Source organism: Pseudomonas sp. Pseu.R1, from assembly GCF_045764065.1.
In the GTDB taxonomy this organism is placed as follows: domain Bacteria; phylum Pseudomonadota; class Gammaproteobacteria; order Pseudomonadales; family Pseudomonadaceae; genus Aquipseudomonas.
Genome location: NZ_JBJGEE020000001.1, coordinates 335,059 through 352,340 on the forward strand (window position 1 = coordinate 335,059; position 17,282 = coordinate 352,340).

Annotated in this window: 13 protein-coding genes and 2 pseudogenes; 5 read left to right on the plus strand and 10 right to left on the minus strand. The window is 60.7% G+C overall.

Going from position 1 to position 17,282, the window contains the following annotated elements; translation table 11 throughout:
- Window positions 1-175: 175 nt before the first annotated feature.
- The 3 genes and pseudogenes from ACI5GA_RS01615 to ACI5GA_RS01625 all read right to left on the minus strand — a co-directional run bounded on the left by ACI5GA_RS01615 (window position 176) and on the right by ACI5GA_RS01625 (window position 3,807).
- Window positions 176-2,285: pseudogene (locus ACI5GA_RS01615) on the minus strand (xanthine dehydrogenase family protein molybdopterin-binding subunit).
- Window positions 2,282-3,271 carry an FAD binding domain-containing protein gene (locus ACI5GA_RS01620; protein WP_421421345.1) on the minus strand — a complete coding sequence of 330 codons (990 nt, stop codon included), beginning with the start codon at window positions 3,269-3,271 and terminating at the stop codon, window positions 2,282-2,284. The pseudogene ACI5GA_RS01615 and the gene ACI5GA_RS01620 overlap by 4 nt, the downstream one beginning before the upstream one ends.
- Window positions 3,268-3,807, minus strand: a complete 540-nt coding sequence (locus ACI5GA_RS01625) for a (2Fe-2S)-binding protein (RefSeq protein ID WP_421425422.1) — start codon at window positions 3,805-3,807, stop codon at window positions 3,268-3,270. Before ACI5GA_RS01625 ends, ACI5GA_RS01620 begins: the two co-directional genes overlap by 4 nt.
- Before the next feature lie 270 nt (window positions 3,808-4,077).
- Between ACI5GA_RS01625 and ACI5GA_RS01630 the strand changes: the two genes are divergently transcribed.
- On the plus strand, window positions 4,078-4,572 hold the full coding sequence (locus ACI5GA_RS01630) for an MgtC/SapB family protein (RefSeq protein ID WP_404631906.1): 495 nt from the start codon (window positions 4,078-4,080) through the stop codon (window positions 4,570-4,572).
- Window positions 4,573-4,743: 171 nt separating this feature from the next.
- Here the strand turns inward: ACI5GA_RS01630 and ACI5GA_RS01635 are convergent, their stop codons facing one another.
- Both ACI5GA_RS01635 and ACI5GA_RS01640 read right to left on the minus strand, forming a co-directional pair.
- A complete protein-coding gene (locus tag ACI5GA_RS01635) occupies window positions 4,744-5,376 on the minus strand; it encodes a glutathione S-transferase family protein (protein ID WP_421421347.1) in 633 nt (210 codons plus the stop codon).
- 194 nt (window positions 5,377-5,570) lie between these two features.
- Entirely contained in the window at window positions 5,571-6,479 is a 909-nt protein-coding gene (locus ACI5GA_RS01640) for a LysR substrate-binding domain-containing protein (protein ID WP_421421348.1), read from the minus strand.
- 111 nt (window positions 6,480-6,590) lie between these two features.
- Between ACI5GA_RS01640 and ACI5GA_RS01645 the strand changes: the two genes are divergently transcribed.
- The gene (locus ACI5GA_RS01645; RefSeq protein WP_421421351.1) at window positions 6,591-6,977 is read left to right on the plus strand and encodes a cupin domain-containing protein; all 387 of its coding nucleotides are present in this window, start codon (window positions 6,591-6,593) and stop codon (window positions 6,975-6,977) included.
- 156 nt (window positions 6,978-7,133) lie between these two features.
- Entirely contained in the window at window positions 7,134-7,394 is a 261-nt protein-coding gene (locus tag ACI5GA_RS01650) for a type B 50S ribosomal protein L31 (RefSeq protein ID WP_404631914.1), read from the plus strand.
- Window positions 7,395-7,452: 58 nt separating this feature from the next.
- Here the strand turns inward: ACI5GA_RS01650 and ACI5GA_RS01655 are convergent, their stop codons facing one another.
- Entirely contained in the window at window positions 7,453-8,856 is a 1,404-nt protein-coding gene (locus ACI5GA_RS01655; RefSeq protein ID WP_421421353.1) for a purine-cytosine permease family protein, read from the minus strand.
- Between the two features lie 543 nt (window positions 8,857-9,399).
- Here ACI5GA_RS01655 and ACI5GA_RS01660 point away from each other — a divergent pair.
- Window positions 9,400-11,511: a GAF domain-containing protein gene (locus ACI5GA_RS01660; protein ID WP_421421354.1), complete on the plus strand. Its 2,112-nt coding sequence runs from the start codon at window positions 9,400-9,402 to the stop codon at window positions 11,509-11,511.
- A 181-nt stretch (window positions 11,512-11,692) separates the two neighbouring features.
- Here ACI5GA_RS01660 and ACI5GA_RS01665 read toward each other — a convergent pair whose 3' ends face one another.
- From ACI5GA_RS01665 to ACI5GA_RS01680, 4 genes are all read right to left on the minus strand, one after another.
- Window positions 11,693-13,249 carry a PAS domain S-box protein gene (locus ACI5GA_RS01665; RefSeq protein ID WP_421421356.1) on the minus strand — a complete coding sequence of 519 codons (1,557 nt, stop codon included), beginning with the start codon at window positions 13,247-13,249 and terminating at the stop codon, window positions 11,693-11,695.
- A gap of 69 nt (window positions 13,250-13,318) precedes the next feature.
- On the minus strand, window positions 13,319-13,693 hold the full coding sequence (locus ACI5GA_RS01670; RefSeq protein WP_404631922.1) for a response regulator: 375 nt from the start codon (window positions 13,691-13,693) through the stop codon (window positions 13,319-13,321).
- Window positions 13,694-13,744: 51 nt separating this feature from the next.
- Complete coding sequence (locus ACI5GA_RS01675; RefSeq protein ID WP_421421358.1) at window positions 13,745-15,166, minus strand: ATPase domain-containing protein; 1,422 nt, start codon at window positions 15,164-15,166, stop codon at window positions 13,745-13,747.
- Between the two features lie 422 nt (window positions 15,167-15,588).
- Window positions 15,589-16,839, minus strand: coding sequence for a 2-aminoadipate transaminase (locus ACI5GA_RS01680; RefSeq protein WP_421421360.1), 1,251 nt, complete (start codon window positions 16,837-16,839; stop codon window positions 15,589-15,591).
- Window positions 16,840-17,037: 198 nt separating this feature from the next.
- Here ACI5GA_RS01680 and ACI5GA_RS01685 point away from each other — a divergent pair.
- A pseudogene (locus ACI5GA_RS01685) lies at window positions 17,038-17,175 on the plus strand (RidA family protein); the annotation flags it as partial.
- Window positions 17,176-17,282: the final 107 nt, after the last annotated feature.

Consider the following 17,282-nt stretch of genomic DNA (forward strand, 5'->3'; position numbering starts at 1 on the left):
CACTTCACATCAGGGATTGGTCGTCTGATAGCCGGGCGCATGAACAGTTCCGACAAATGAGCGGCCGATGCCTCGTCTGAGCGACAGTCACCCTCGCTCGTTCTGATACGATGCTCGGGCCGCGCGTTGAATGCCTCGCGCGGCCCGATACTGCACCCTCAGCCAAAGGCCGAGTTCACACCAGTTTGTCGAGGGTGACCGGAAAATCCCGCACCCGTTTGCCGGTGGCATGAAACACTGCATTCGCCACGGCCGCTGCAACACCGACAATCCCGATCTCGCCGACGCCTTTGGAGCCCAGCTCATTCACGATGTCGTCCTGCTCTTCGACAAAGAACGCGTCGATCTCTCCGACATCGGCATGCACCGGAATGTGGTATTCCGCCAGGCTGTGGTTCATGAAGCGGCCCAGGTTGTGGTCAGTCAGGGTGTCCTCCTGCAGGGCCATACCAAGGCCCCATACCACGCCTCCGAGCAACTGGCTCTGCGCAGTCTTCGGGTTGACCACCCGGCCTGCCGCGACCGCGCTCACTACGCGGCTGACCTTGATCGTGCCAAGGTCCTCATCCACCCGTACCTCGACGAACACCGCCGAATGCGTCGCGGTTGAAAATCCGCTGCGTTGAGGGCCGGGCTCTGCATCAATCTGCACCTCCAGCGCATCGCCTTCGCAACGGGCGACCACCTGCGCGATGGAAAAGCGGCGATCACCTATGTGCACGAACCCGTCACCGAATCCCACCTGCTCGACCGGCACACCGGCAACCTCCGGATGTAGACGACGCAACGCCTCAAGGACCTGAGCGCGCAGGATCTGGCAAGCCTGCCTGACTGCCGAGCCCACCGACGACACCGTGAACGAACCGCCCTGCAACGGCGCGGTAGGCAGCGATGAGTCGCCCAGTACGAACGTCACATCCTGCGGCATGACCCCGGCCGCATCAGCAGCGATCTGAGTCATGACCGTGTACGTGCCGGTGCCGATGTCGGTAGTCGCGCTGCTGACGGTCAACTTGCCGTGGGCATCCAGACGCGCCTTGGCACTGGCCTTCATCTGCATGGCTTCCCATACCCCGCCGGCTACGCCCCAGCCAAGCAACTCGCGCCCTTCGCGCATGCTCCGAGGCGCCGGGTTACGCCGGTGCCAGCCAAAGCGCTCGGCACCCTCGTCGTAACAGGCCAGCAGCGCTTTGCTCGAATACGGCTTGCCTTCGTTCCCATTGCTGTCAGCAAAGTTGATCCGACGCAATTGCAGCGGATCGATGTCGGCGGCCACCGCCAGTTCATCCATCGCACCTTCCAGCGCGATCACACCCGAGGCTGCCCCCGGCGCGCGCATGTCCAACGGCGTATAGACGTCGAGCGGCACGAGGCGATAGTTCAATGCAACGTTGTCACAGCGATAGAGCATGCCGCTCCACTCGACGAGGTGCTCGGTGAAGTCCTCGAAGCGTGAGGTCTGGCCGGTGGCGTCATGCCCGACGGCCACCAGCCGCCCTTCCCCGTCCGCGCCCAGACGCACCCGTTGCGACGTACGCGGGCGATAGCCAAAGGTGAACATCTGCTGACGAGTCAGCGTGACGCGCACCGAACGCTTGAGGGTGAGCGCAGCCATCACCGCCAGAGGCAGTTGATACTGTGGGCGCAGCCCCGAACCAAACGCCCCGCCCACGAAAGCGGCGAGGATGCGAATTTTCTCCTTGGGCAGATCGAAGACCTTGTGCAGGTAGTCTTGGCAGTTCTGCGTGCCTTGGGTCTTGTCGTGGATCTCCAGACTGCCATCCGCTTTGAACAGTACGGTTGAAGCATGTGGCTCCATCGGGTTGTGGTGTTCGACGGGCGTGGTATACGTCACGTCCACTTGCGTGGTGGCATCAGCGTAGTGCCGGGCGAAATCGCCACGGGCCTTGGGCGTCTCTGCCGGTGCCGTGTGTGCGCGGTCGAAGTCGGCGCTCAGGGGCGGCGGCGGCGGCGGCGGCGGCGGCGGCGCCGCCAGCCGCCGTTGCGCCGCCCCCTGTCGAATCAGCATCGCTATAGTCATCGTCGTAACTGGACAAGCGTGGCCGATTCCGGTGGTCGAGAATGAGCTCCACCCCCGGCACCTTGAGCGCCGCTGATGTGTCGATGTCCAGCACGCGGCCTTTGGCAATAGTGCTGGACACGACACTGCCGAACAGCAATCCCTGTTCAGGAAACTCGCCCGCATAACGCGCCTGCCCCGTGACTTTCGCCACGCCGTCCACACGATCCAGCGGTTGCCCCACCACAGCATTGAAAGTGTTCATCTGGCATGTCCTCCCATCGCCGCATCACTCAGCGCCCGCACGACAGCACGTCGGGCGAGCCTGACCTTGAAGCCGTTGTGGCTCAGCGGTCTGGCCTCTCGCAATAGAAGTTCTGCAGCGTGAGTGAAGGTCTCATGGGCGACGGACTGGCCCTTGAGCGAAGCTTCCACAGCCTTGTCGCGCCACGGCTTGTGCGCGACACCGCCGAGGGTCAGCCTCGCTTCGGCAATACGATCACCGTCCAGTGTCAGCGCAACCGCCACCGAGACCAGTGCAAAGGCGTAGGAGGCGCGGTCACGAATCTTGAGGTAGCGGTAATGCGTCATGAAACGCGGGGGTGGCAACTCGATCGCCGTGATCAACTCGTCATCGGCGAGCTGGTTATCCCGCTGCGGGGCGTCTCCCGGCAGGCGATGAAAGTCTGCGAACTCGATGCGACGCGAGCCTGCACGGCCTTCCACCAGCACCACCGCTTCCAGCGCTGCCAGCGCCACGCACATGTCGGAAGGATGGGTGGCGACGCAAGCATCGCTCGCGCCCAGAATCGCATGAATTCGGTTGAGGCCAGAGCGTGCCGGGCAACCGCTGCCAGGCTCGCGTTTATTGCACGGTGTTCCAGTGTCGTAGAAGTAGTAGCAACGGGTGCGCTGAAGCAGATTACCGCCGGTGCTCGCCATGTTGCGAAGCTGTGGGGAGGCCCCCGCCAGAATGGCCTGTGACAGCAACGGGTAGCGCTGTTCGATCAGCGGATGCCAGGCAAGATCCGCATTGCTGACCAACGCGCCAATGCGCAACCCACCGTCCGGTAGTTCTTCGACGCCATCGAGCCCCAGCCCGGTGATGTCGATCAAGCGGGTCGGGCGTACGACGTTCTCTTTCATCAGATCGAGCAGGTTGGTACCGCCCGCGATGAAGCGTGTGGTGGCGCCTGCCAGCTTGATGGCTTCGCTAACGTGCGCTGGGCGGGAATACTGGAAGGGCATCATGACTGCGCACCTCTCGGTTTGAAATGATCCTGCTGCAGATCATTGCGGGTACGAGACACGCCCTCCTCGACGGCGCGGATGATGTTGGTGTACGCACCGCAACGGCAGAGATTGCCACTCATCATTTCCTTGATGCTGTCGCGGTCATAGGCCCGCCCCTCACGCGCGAGCCCCACCGCCGAACAGATCTGACCGGGGGTGCAGTACCCACACTGAAACGCATCATGGGTGATAAATGCGCGTTGCATCGGATGCAGTTCGTCGCCGTTGGCAAGGCCTTCAACGGTGGTCAGCTCGGCGCCGTCACACATTACGGCCAAGGTCAGGCAAGCGTTGATGCGCTGACCATTTCGCAGAACGGTGCAGGCACCGCATTGGCCGTGATCGCAGCCTTTTTTGGTGCCTGTCAGATCAAGCTCGTCTCTGAGCAGATCCAGCAGGGTCAACCAGGGAAAGACATCAAGAGCTTTGTGATCGCCGTTCAGGATGATGGAAATGCGATGCCGCTCGACGCCGGTAGAAGGACTCGGGTTCATATTGACCTCACGGTAGGTAAGCCAGGCGCGCAGTGTGCTGCGTCTTGGAGGTACGACCGGACGTGTTTCCTGAACGTTCAGCCTTTTTCGATGAGCAACATGGCGGGAACCATTGATCAGCAGCAGAGAAACGATCCCAGGGGACAGACGCCTTTTAGGAGAAGCGCAGAAGTGACTCACGCAATCCCGAGTTCTAATGCTGGCCACACATCGCACTCCACCGCGTGCAGGAAGTCATAGCATCTATGGACGCTGGATATGGAGAGAGAGATGGATACATGGCGGCAAGAAGTCGCAGCAGCGCTACAACGAGAATTCTCTGACATCGCCGATGCTTCCCAACTGACCCTCATAGCCGTTCGGCTCGTGATGGCCGCGCTGCTGGGCGCTATCTTGGGATTTGAGCGCGAGTCGCAGGGCAAATCGGCAGGGGTGCGCACTCACATGCTGGTCTCGATCGGCGCAGCGCTCTTTGTACTCGTACCTGATATTTCAGGCGCGGAGCATGACGCCATTAGCCGCGTAGTCCAAGGAGTGGTCGCCGGGATCGGGTTTCTGGGCGCAGGCACGATCCTTAAAAATAGTGATCTCGACACGCATCAGGTTAAAGGGCTGACGACTGCTGCAGGGCTATGGATGACGGCGGCCATAGGCGTCGCAGCCGGTATGGGCAAAGAGGCCACTGCTGTGTTCAGCACGCTCTTGGCGTTGCTGGTGTTCAGTGTAATGCCATGGTTCGTTAAATTCTTTGAGCGCAAAACTTAATGGGGGGCAGGTCAGACGTTCGATACAAAAATGTCAGGTGCAAATTCGTTGAAGCTTCCAATGTCCGTTTTGGGTCGATTCTTTAGAAAACAGTCGACCCGGCATGCCTTCAGCGGAGAAATCGCCATCCTTGCGCGCTGCTATGGCAAATCTGGACCCCTGAACCTCTGCTCACGCCAACCTCACCTCAAACCCCCGCCGTACTCCCGGTCGCGCCATCATCCTTTCATACCACGCCGCGACATTTGGCAACGCCGAAAACGACACCTGATGCCGTTCATGACGCCAGGCCCAGCCAAGGATGGCGAAATCGGCAATGGACGGCTCGCCTGAGGTCGCGACAAACTCGCGTGCGGCCAGGCGTGTATCGAGGACGTGGTACAAGCGGTGTGTCTCGTTGCTGAATCGCTTGAGGCCGTAATCGCGGGCTTCGCCGTCGGGGAGTTGCAGGAAGTGATGAACCTGGCCGGGCGCCGGGCCGAAACCGCCCATCTGCCACATCAGCCATTCGTAAACAGCGACGCGTTCACTAAGGTTCCGGGGCAGAAAGCGACCGGTTTTTTCTGCGAGGTAGAGCAAGATGGCGCCGGATTCGAACACGGTGACGGGTTCGCCCTGCGGTCCGTTCTGGTCGATGATGACGGGGATTTTGCTGTTGGGATTGATCGCCACAAAAGCCGGCTCGAATTGTTGGCCGCGGCTGATATCGACTATGTTCACATCGTACGGCAGGCCGAACTCCTCAAGGGCAACGCTGATCTTTCGACCGTTGGGCGTGTCGTAGGTGTACAACTGGATGCTCATGTCTCCCCCTTGCTCACTCAAAAAACGGCTCACGGATCGGGCCATCAAAGGTATCAGACCGGTGAGCGATCAAGGAGCCCCTTTCGCTGGCAAGGTGCGGTTTTAGTGCACATATCAAGTCGTCAAGGGTCACATCGTTTCGCATGTGCTACCCCAATAAGCTGATCAACACCGCGCAGCGTCCAACCGCTCCTTTATTTCAAGCAAATGGTGCAAGCGGCTGCCTGTGCAGGTTCAGAGTCATCCGTATCTGCACAGGCGATCTTCAAAACATCCAGCAGACAGCGTCGAAAATCCTCTACCACCGGCTGCGCGGAAGACGACATTCGCAAACACACGGCGAATTCCGGCAATTCAGGCAGCCCCGACTTCTCCAGGGTGATCAAATCCTCCGGAACCGTCGAGGCCAGCCACGCGGTGATCGCCAGCCCGACCCGCACGGTAGACGCCGTCGCTTCGAAGCTGCCATTTTCAAAGATCGTGCGCCACATAATCCCCTCGTTTGCCAGCGCGCCCAGCACCAGAGGCCGAAACACACAGCGCTCGTCCACCAGCGACAGCGGCAATGGCCTGGCTTTCCAGATCTCACTGCCCGCGCTACCCACCCAAACAAGAGGCTCTGTGCGAAGGATTTCGCCTTGCGGGTTGCTCGCCAGGTATTCGATGAGCGCGACGTCCAGATGGCCTTCCTTGATGTCGTCATGCAGTTCAGGCGACGGCGCGCACTTCAACGACAGTTCCACCAGCGGGTGCGATTCGGTGAACGCTTTCAAGGCAGGCGCCAGCGAGGTGATCAAGTCCGGTGGCGCGCCGATGCGCACGCGGCCGCGCTTGGGACTGCCCACGGTGTCCGCCCAGATTTCGTCGTTCAGTTGCAACAGGCGGCGGGCTTTGCCCAGGAACAACTCGCCTTGCGGGGTCAGTTCCAGTTGCCGAGGTTTGCGCGCCAGCAGCACACAGCCCAGGTGCTCCTCCAGACGCTTGACTTGCTGACTTACCGCGCCTTGGGTCATGAACAGCAAATTGGCAGCAGTGGTCATGCTCTGGTGGTCGGCAACCGCCACGAAGGTGCGGATCAGGGCGAGGTCGAGGTTGCGAATCATGGTCGGGATTACGAAGTGTAATGTCGGGCATTAAGGATATTCGATTTTGTAATCGATGACGCCTCGGTAGCGTACGCGAATCCGTTCATCCTTCCTGCGTGGTTCAAGAAAATGCCTCCACTCCTCCCGTTCGCTGAATCGTTCGATCTCGATCACTGCTTCGCCACCCTTTCCGAACACTGGTCCCCCAAGGTCGTTGCACAGGTCAACGATCAGTATGTGAAGGTGGCCAAAGTGCTGGGGCAGCTGGTCTGGCACGACCACGAAACCCAGGATGAACTGTTCTATGTGGTCAAGGGGCATTTGCGCATCGAGTACGAAGGGGGTCGTGCGGTGGAACTGCCTGCCGGGTCGATGCACGTGGTGCCGCGCGGTGTTTTGCACAACCCGGTAGCCGAAGAGGAATGCTGGATTGTGCTGATCGAACCGGCAGACACGCTGCATACCGGCACGGCCTATTCGCCCCTCACCAAAACCGTGGAACAGCAATTGGGCTGACCCTTTGAGGCCCGTCTTCATTGAGCTTGCTGGCGTGTATCGTTGCTTTACATGAATCTAATCATCTAAATCGATTCCACTTCTCGCGCCAAAAGGCCGATGCTCTTCATCAGGCCGCCGTCCTGTCGACGGCGACACTGAACGACGGAGAACATCATGAAAACGAATACCCATCAGGATTACCGCAACGTGCTGTTCCACGACACCGCCGCTGACGCGTTCTTTCTGATTCCGTCCACGGTTGAGAGTCACAGCGTGCGCGTTCACAGCGACGGCCATTCTTATCCTTACGTGGCGCTGGACATCTCCAGCGCTTCACACCCGCTGTACACCCATCAGCAACGCAAGGCGGGCAGCGAAGGACGCATCGCAGGCTTCAACAAGCGCTTCGCGGGCTTCGGCTCGGTCGCGGCGTGATAAGCGAACCCATTCGTCGCGTGGCAGTCACCCTTGCAGCCCAACCGCAGCCCCCGTCTCAGGGGGCTGTTTTTTTGTGGGGCGAAGGTGCGAACGGCGTGGACGTTGCCGCCGAGCACTGCATCGACCCCCGCCCGTAAACCATGCAATACAACGCCCCCGCCAGCACCAGCCCGACCACCCAACTGACGTCCGCTCCCAGCCATTGCGCCACGACACCGGTGAAGAAGGACAACTTCATGAATGGAATGGTGCCGACGATCGAGACGGCGTAGACCGCCAGCGTTTTACGGTTGAACCGCCCATAGCGCTTGCGGCAGTCATACAAGGCCGCCACGTCATAGTGCCCGTTGCACACCCAGTAGTAGTCGACTAGGTTGATCGCGCTCCACGGAATGAGCAGGTACAACTGGCCGATCAGGATGTCCGAGAAAAAGGTGTCGAAGCGGTACTGTGTGGCGATGGCGATCAAGGTCGCAGCCACACTCAGCACCGCCATCACCCCGGCTTTGGCCCGAGGCGTGACGGCGGTCAGCTTGCCGAACGCCCCGAAGATCGTCACTGACGACATGTACGCGCTGTACAGGCATAGCACGTTGTACTGAATGACGCCCAGCGCAATTACGGTCAGCGCCAGCGGCGCCCAAGGGCCAAACAGCCCGGCAATGGCGGTGGACGGATCCCGTTCAAGCGCAGCCGAAAGCGTCTGGGCCAGCAACGCGCCCAGCGCCATCATCGCAAACGACCCTAACGCGCAGCCGCAGTAGGTGTTCCAGAAGGTGGCGCGGCTGCTCACGTTGTCTGGCAGATAGCGCGAATAATCGGCCACATAAGGACCATACCCCAACGTCCAGGACGCCGCTTGTGCAATGACCAGGTTGAAGGCGATCCAGGAAAATCCGGCGCCCGCCGCCACAGGTGTCGCACCATCGGGTTGCATGAGTACCAATGCCAGCGCGGTTCCGAATACCAGTGTGGACAACAGGCTCATCCAGGCGCCCAGGCGGTGAATCAGTTCATAGCCCACAAAACCGATGACAAAGGTCAGGACGCCGACCACCATGATCGCCGTGTCATCGCTCATGGGTATCAGGGCTTTGAGCGCATCGCGCATCAACACACCGCTGGCGGCCAGAAACAGCACGGCGGCGATCACCATCACCAGTAGCGGGATGGCCGCCCCATACACGCCAAATTGCGCGCGACTCTGGATCATCTGCGGGATACCCAGATGAGGGCCTTGGGCCGAATGGGCCGCCATGAACACGGTGCCGATCAAATTACCGATCAGCAGGCCGAGCAACGTCCAGCCAAAGCTCAACCCTGAAGCGATCCCCAGTGTGCCGACCATCAGGGCCGTCACCTGGAAATTGGAGCTGAACCAAATGGTGAACAGGCGCCGGGGTGTGCCGTAGCGCTCATCGTGAGGGACAAATTCGATACTTCGCTTTTCCAGCTTCACATCCATCTCCTGAGTCGTCTCGATGGATTATCGGATACCGCGATATCGCCTCTCGCCCTGCCTGCGAACCTGACATAGCCGGTAACGTCATGTTTCCAGAAGAGAATCATTCGAGACGGCGGGCAGCACGCAGCAACGCTGCAATGACATGGGCAGGCAGGTGTGAGTACGATGGCGGCAAACCCGGACTGGAAACCTTCCATGAACCACCCCTATCGCCTGCTCGTACTCTGTGGGCGTGCTCGGCGCCACTCGCCCAGGCCTCGATGAGCTGTGAAAGCGGGATTGGCTTGCCCGGCAACGCCCAGCGGCTTGAGGTTATCGGTGCCCGCGCTCTTCTGCACCGCGTTCGGCAAATAGGCAATGGGCAGGTGGAGTGAAGATACCGTGCCCGGTGCTTTTTTTCGTAGGCGAATGCCTGAGTTTTTGCGGATGAATGCGCACCCACAGGGTTTAGGGATGTCATCGCTGCAAAGCGCCATTTGAAAGCGATACCCCGCCTCCTCTACCATTCAATCAATTTCCCGTCGAGCGTAACCCGTCGTGAATGACAAGCCAGGCACCCCGCCCTCCATCGATCTCAGCCTGCTGGGGGGGCATTACTCGCCCGTAGCGCTCATTGAGCGCGAGCGTAAGGTCCTTGGCCAACTCGCCGCGGGCGTACCGTTGACCGAAGTGCTGAACGAGCTGCTGCTGGCGGTGGAAGCCCAGAGCAACAACATGATGGCCTCCGTGTTGTTTCTCAGCGAGGACGGCCAATACATGCTCCACGGTGCGGCCCCCAGCCTGCCGACCCGCTACAACGAAGCGATTCACGGCATCGCCATCGGCGAAGGGATCGGCTCCTGCGGTACGGCAGCGGCCCGGGGAACCCCGGTTTACGTCAACGACATCGCCAGCGATCCGCTCTGGGACGGTTACGCTGATCTCGCCGTGTCCAACGGTTTGCGCGCGTGCTGGTCGATGCCGATCAAGGCGGCCGACGGCACGGTCGTCGGCACCTTCGTCGTGTATTACGCCGAGCCACGCGCCCCGACCGCCAGCGACATCGAAGCGATCGCCGTTATCGCCCAGACGGTGGCGCTGGCCATCGAGCGGCATCGTTCGGACGTTCGCCTGCGGCGCAGTCAGGATGCCCTGCGCGATTTAAGCTCGGAACTGGAGAGCAAGGTCAACGAACGGGCCACGGAGCGCAGCCGCACCTGGTTGTTGAGTCCGGACCTGTTATCCGTGATCACCACCGATGGCACGATCGAGGCCTCGAACCCGGCGTGGACGATTGCGCTGGGCTGGTCGCCGGAGGAGTTGCAGACCAATCTGCTGTCGTTGGTGCACCCCGACGACCTCGCAGCCACCCAGGCGGCCCTCGGCCACGTCGCCAAAGGCCGCCCGGTCTCGCGGTTTCAGAACCGCTATCGGCACCGTGACAACCGCTATCGCTGGCTCGCCTGGGTTGCGGTGCTGGAGGACGGCAAGATCTATTGCAGCGCCCGCGACATCACCACAGAGAAAGAACAGGCCGAAGCGCTGCGTCAGTCGCAAAAAATGGAAGCGGTCGGCCAGTTGACCGGTGGTGTAGCGCATGACTTCAACAACTTGCTGACCGTCATTCGTTCCTCGACCGACCTGCTGATGCGCCCCACGCTGACCGAAGAGCGCCGTCTGCGTTACGTGACGGCCATTTCCGAAACCGTGGACCGCGCCGCCAAGTTGACCGGCCAATTGCTCGCCTTTGCCCGCAGGCAGGCGCTGCAGCCGGAAGTGTTCAGTGCCTGTGACAACGTGCGGGCCATCAGCGGCATGATGGGCACCCTCACGGGCGCCCGAATCGACACCCTGATCGACCTTGCCGACGCCCCGTGCTTCGTCAACGCCGATCCGAGCCAGTTCGACACCGCCCTGATCAACATGGTCGCCAACGCGCGGGACGCCATGCAAGGTGAAGGCAAACTCATGATTGCCGTGCGTGCAGTGGAGTCGGTGCCCGCCATACGCGAGCACGCTGCACTGTCCGGGCCGTTCGTCGCGGTGTCGATCACCGACACCGGGTCGGGCATTCCGGCCACGCAACTGCAGCAGATCTTCGAGCCGTTCTACACCACCAAGGGCGTGGGCGAAGGCACGGGGCTGGGGCTTAGCCAGGTGTTCGGCTTTGCCAAGCAGTCGGGTGGGGAAATCGCCGTCATCAGTGATATGGGCAAAGGGACGACGTTCACCCTGTACCTGCCACGCGTGGCCGGTGAAGAACGGGTGCGTGACGAGGAGCGGCCAGACCTGTGCCTCGAAGACGGTCATGGCACCCGTGTCCTGGTCGTCGAAGACAACGGCGATGTCGGCAGCTTCGCCACTCAGGCGCTTTCCGAACTGGGTTATGTGCCGACCCTGGCGCGTACGGCCGCAGAAGCGCTGGGACTGCTTCAGGCCCACGCCAGCCAGTTCGATGTGGTGTTTTCAGACGTGGTGATGCCGGGCATCAGCGGTATCGAACTGGCCCGGGAGCTGCGCACGCTCTACCCGGCGCTGCCCGTGGTGTTGACCTCCGGTTACAGCCATATCCTGGCCCGCTACGGAGTCGATGGCTTCGAACTGCTGCACAAGCCCTATTCGATCGATCAACTGTCCCGCGTCCTGTTGAAAGTGTCGGCCAGACGCTAGCCCGTGCCCTCAAGGCGCCGGGCTGGCCGTCCTGGACGCCACGGCCCTGATCACTTTGGCCATGCGTCGATGGATCTGATCTTGCCGGGGTAGCAGGAAACCCGGCGCGCTCCGGTTTCACGGGGGCACGACAAAGGCCACCACCGATTCGCCCCATTCGGCATCGTTTTTGGGCGGCGCATCATTTATCGTCAAGGAGTTGGCCAATGACGCGGGCAAGTTCCGCCTGATTGAACGGTTTGGGCAGGCGTGGACGTCCACTGTTGGCAAAGGACGGCGTGTCGGTGAACCCCGAGGCTATGACGACGGGCAGCGCCGGCAATACCCGGGAAATGTGTTGCGCCAACTCCGTACCTGTCATGTTCGGCATCAGGTGATCAGTAATCACCAGGTCGAAATCCAATTGCTGCTGAATCTGCGCCAGCGCCTCGGCCCCGTCTGCTGCGGTCACCACACGATGCCCCAAGTCTTCAATCATCGCGCGCGTGCTCAGGAGCACCAGCGGATCGTCGTCGACGAACAGAATTTTCAACGTCCGATAGAAGCGGGAATGGCCCGACGCATCGTCCTGGATAGGGCCAGCGGGATACTCGGGCACCGCGACGGACACCGGCAACCACAACTCGGCAGTCGTGCCCTGCCCCTGCACGCTGCTCAGGATCAGCTTGCCGCCCGACTGCTCGGCCAGGCCATGAATCATCGACAACCCCAGCCCGGTGCCCTTGCCCAACCCTTTGGTGGTGAAGAACGGCTCCATCGCCCGTACAAGCGTGGCCTCATCCATGCCTGATCCGGTATCGGCAACGCAGATGCACACAAAGGGCTCTTCTCTCTGAGCACCCGGCAGGGCGGAAAACAGCGCTTCACGGGCTGAGACTATGATTTTGCCACCACCCGGCATGGCATCCCGAGCGTTGATTATCAGGTTCATGATCGCCATCTCCAGTTGCCCCGGATCGACGAACACCGGCTGCAACCGTAAGGGAAACCGCGTCTCAACGTTGATGTTGGCGCCCAAGGAGGCGCCCAGCAATTCGGACATCCCTCGGATCAACGCCAACACATCGACGGGTTTGGGGTCCAACTCCTGACGACGGGCGAACGCCAGCATGCGCTGAGTCAACGACGAACCTCGATGAGCCGCGGCCATGGCGTTGTCCAACAGCGACAGGGTTTTTGCGTCACCTTGCAGGCGTTTCTTCACCAGTCCCAGACTGCCCAAGATCACGGTCAACAGATTATTGAAGTCATGGGCGATGCCACCGGTAAGCTGACCGATGGATTCCATCTTCTGCGACTGATAAAGCGCCTCGCGCGCTTCCTTCAAAGCCGCCTGCGCCTGTTTGCGCTCGGTGAGGTCACGGGTGACTTTGGCGAAACCGATCAGGCTGCCATCGCTGGCATGGATCGGATCAATGACCACCAGCGCCCAGAGTCGCGTGCCGTCCTTGCGCACGCGCCAGCCTTCCCCCTCGAAACGCCCGGAGGTGGCAGCGATTTCCAGCGCCCTGGCAGGCAACCCGTTGAGGCGGTCCTCTTCGGTGTAGAACAGCGAGAAGGAACGCCCGAGAATTTCCGATTCTTCGTACTGCTTGATCCGGCGCGCGCCCGAGTTCCAACTGCGCACGATGCCCGCCGTGTCGATCATGTAGATCGCATAATCGAAGACGGCATCGACCAGCAACCGATAACGGTCTTCCTGAGCGAGCAAGGCGGAGGAGGATTCAAGTGGCGGCATGATGGCCTCGGGCAAAGGGGCGGCACTTGGGCATTATGACGAAGTTCGACCGCAAATGCCCGACGCGCCTCAGTGCGACCCAGGCCCCGGACCAATCAGCGCCTTGACGCGGGTCAGCACCGCCTGAATGTCGAAGGGCTTATCGAACACCTCGACGAACAGGTCGGGCCGCGCCATTCCCAGATACGCCTGTGCACCGCTCATGAGCATGATCGGCAGGTGCGCCAGGTGTTTGCGCTCGCGCACCGCTTCCGCCAGCTCGATGCCGTTCATCCCCGGCATCATGTAGTCGGTGATGATCAGTTGCGGCCGCTCTCGCTCCAGAATGTTCAACGCCCGCTGGCCACTGCCCGCCGTCACCGTCAGATAGCCTTCGTCTTCGAGGGCATAGCTGAGGATGTCGGCGATCAGGTACTCGTCGTCGACAATCAGAATCGTGCTCATAGCGCCCTCGATCCGCTGGACCCGACGTGAATCGGATCGCGACCGCGACCCTTACACGTGGTTGGTATCGCCAAGGGCATGGAAATGAACCTTTTTAACGTCCAGACCCTGTTTGCCGATCACAACTTCCAGCAAGGCGGGGTCGTAGGGGTTGTCCCTGATTTTAAGAATCGACAACTGGCGCTTTAGTTCAGCCGGTTCTTGAACGAAGCGCAGCAACAACAGGTTGTCGACGATGCCCGACAGATCGGGAGCCGGGGCGTCGATCTCACCACCCAACAGGCTTCTGACTTCCCAAGACGCGACGACCGTGACATTGCGTGCGCGCAGCTCGCCCATCAACGCGGTGTACAGATCCAGAATCCGCGTTTTGTCGGCCGCAGCACGGCCCATGCCGCCCAGACTGTCGAGGAACACCCGTTTGATCGATTTCTCTTCGACCGTGCGCAGCAATTCGAGCGCGAGCTTGTCGATCAGCTCGGTGGTGATCGACTTCCACATGACCGTCAACGCACCGGACTGCTCCAGGGCATGAAAGTCCAGCCCCAAGGCTGCGGCCTTCAGGCGTAACCGTTGAGGGGATTCGTAGAAACCGAAATGCAGGCCGGGTTCTTCGAGGGTGCATTGCCCGAGAAACGAGAGGCCGAAACAGGTCTTGCCAGAGCCCGAAGGCCCCACCAGCAAGGTCACCGAAGACGACGTCAGGCCGCCGCCGATCAGGGGGTCCAGCGACGGCAGACCGCTGGGCAGGAGCGAAAAATGGTCGCTGTCGCGCATGGCCGAATAGATGATCGTGCTTTCCAGCCGTGGATAGACCACCAGTCCATCATCGGTGATTTCGCATTCGTGGGCGCCGGGGATGGCACCGCTGCCACGGGTCTTGCGCATCTTGATGCGTCGAATCGAGCGAGTGCCCACTTGCTCTTCGCCCAGCTCCAGCACGCCATCGACCATGGTGTGCTCGGGGCTGCCATCGTCCAGTTGTGAGCTGGTCAGGAAGAACACGGTGCAACCGGCAAACGCCGCATGGCCCTGCAATTCGGAAATGAAGCGTTTGGTGTTGATGGGCGAATCGGCCTTGGAGCGCGCGTTCAGCAGGCCATCGAGAATCATCACCGTGGATTTCTGGCGCACGATCTCGCGGCGTAGCAGTTTGACCACGTCTTCCAGACCGTCGTTTTCCATGGTGTCAAAGGCGCTGACGAACTGGATCTGATCGCCGATTTTGTTGCGGTCGAAGAAGCTCAGCGTGGACAGAAACTGGAACAGGCGCTCATGAGGCTCGGCCAGCAAGGTGGCGAACAGCACACGGCCGCCATTGCGGGCGTGGTTGAAACCGATCTGGTTGGCGAGGATCGTCTTGCCCGATCCTGGACGCCCTTGAATGATGTATGAAGACCCTGCGACGAAGCCGCCCTTCAGCAGTTCGTCCAGTCCTGGAATCCCGCTCTGAAGGCGTTTTAGCTGATTCAAATGTGCTTCCTCCGCCATTGTTCGTCAGCGGTGCGTACGATTGCGCACGACGAAAAGCGCATTCTTCCGTGTTTGGCGCGGCTTTCCAAGAACAATCAGCATTCGGGGTCCGCTGGCCCATGACGGATGACCGCCGTCGCACCTCAAACGCGCCCTCTTTGTGGGAGCGAATTCATTCGCGATGACGGCTTACAGGCGACGTTGATGTGTTGGATGGACTGGCCCTTCGCGAATAAATTCGCTCCCACAGTGGATCTCTGCGTCGGAAATATTTCGGTCTGCCGCCGTCGCCGTCGCTTTTGATCTTGACCTTCAAACCCGATTGCCCTGACACCGCCGAACGCGCAAGAGCGATAGAGAAAAAAACCGTGCGTTCAACCATAGAATCTCCCACAGGGTGGTTTCGCAACAGGACCATGACATCAATGCAACTCAGCCAGGCACGCCTGCAAGATATCCAGCCCCTCCTCCAGCACCTCGGGTTCGATGGTCAGCGGCGCCAGCAGCCGCACGATGTGTCGCGACTTGCCACTGGGCATCAGCAACAAACCCCGTGCGCGGGCGCTTTCCAGCAGTTGGGCCATTTGCGCGGTGGCCGGTTGGCCATCCGGCGTGCGCAGTTCGATACCGCGCATCGCCCCCACGCCCGTCAAACGTCCCAGGTACGGCGTGAGTTCCTGCGTCTGCCAATGTTCGTAGCGCGCTTGCACCGCCGTCGAATACGCCTCGCCCCAGCGCGTGAGATGCTCATCGCTCATCACATCCAGCGTGGCCAGCCCGGCGGCGCAGGCAATGGGGTTTCCCGAGTAGGTGCCGCCCAGTCCGCCCTTGGGCAAGGTGTCCATCAACGCTTTACGCCCGACCACCGCCCCCAGTGGCACGCCACCTGCGATGCTTTTACCCAGCAACAGCAAATCGGGCTCGATGCCCAATCGGCTGAACGCAAAGCGCTCGCCGGTCCGACCAAACCCGGACTGGATTTCATCGATGATCAACACAATGCCCTTGTCGTCGCACAGTTGGCGCAGGAGACGCGCGAACGCCGGGTCCAGCGCGAGAAAGCCCCCTTCGCCCTGTACCGGCTCAATGATGAAGCACGCCACTTCGTCAATGTCGATTTCCACGCTGAACAAACGCTCCATGGCCTTCACGGCATCGGCGACTGAAACGCCATTGTCAGGGCTTGGGTACGGCAAATGGAAAACTGGCCCCGGCAGCACGCCCACTTTCTGTTTGTAAGGCGCCACCTTGCCATTGAGGTTCAGGGTGGCCAGTGTGCGCCCGTGAAAGGCCCCGTCGAATGCGACCACCGCCGACCTCCCGGTGTGACCTCGCACGATCTTCAAAGCGTTTTCGGCGGCTTCGGCGCCGCTGTTGGTCAGCATGCCGCTGACCGGGTAACTCACCGGAATGAACGCCGCCAGACGCTCGATGAATTGCCGATACGGCACATGGGGCGCTGCATTGAACGCGTAATGGGTCATGCGCTGCGCCTGCTCGCAAATCGCCGCGACAATCACCGGGTGGCAATGCCCCAGATTCAGCACGCCGATGCCGCCGACGAAATCGATGTATCGCTTGCCCTCGGCATCCCAGACCTCGGCGTTCTTGCCGTGGGTCAGGTTGACCGGATGAACGAAGGAAATGGAATTGCTGACACCTGGAAAAGCCATGCGCGTGCGCCCTGGGGACAATGAGGATGGCGGCTATGTAAACGATGAACAGGGCTGGCTCACAAGCGAAATAAAGGCAACGGTTCATTCCGTCAGGGACTGATGTCGCACTTCAACGGTGCGGCGCACCAGCGCCACGCACGATGGGGCGTGCCCCTTCACGAGCGTTGACACGCCAATTTCATTCCTCGAATGCCACACCGTGAAGAGGTCTATCGCGAGGTCGGCAAATGGCTCAAAGGGGTGTTCCCGGCGTCGACCGGTCTGGTGGTCTCGGCATTGAGCCAGCCGCAATGGTTGATGGAAATCGATGTGATCGCGGTGATTCCCGATTGAACACACCGGTTCTGCACTTATAACGTTACGCGCTATCCGTTAGTTACAGATAGCGCCAACACCTTGCCACCGACTGCCCTTCTCCTCTGGTTGTCATTATCGACAGA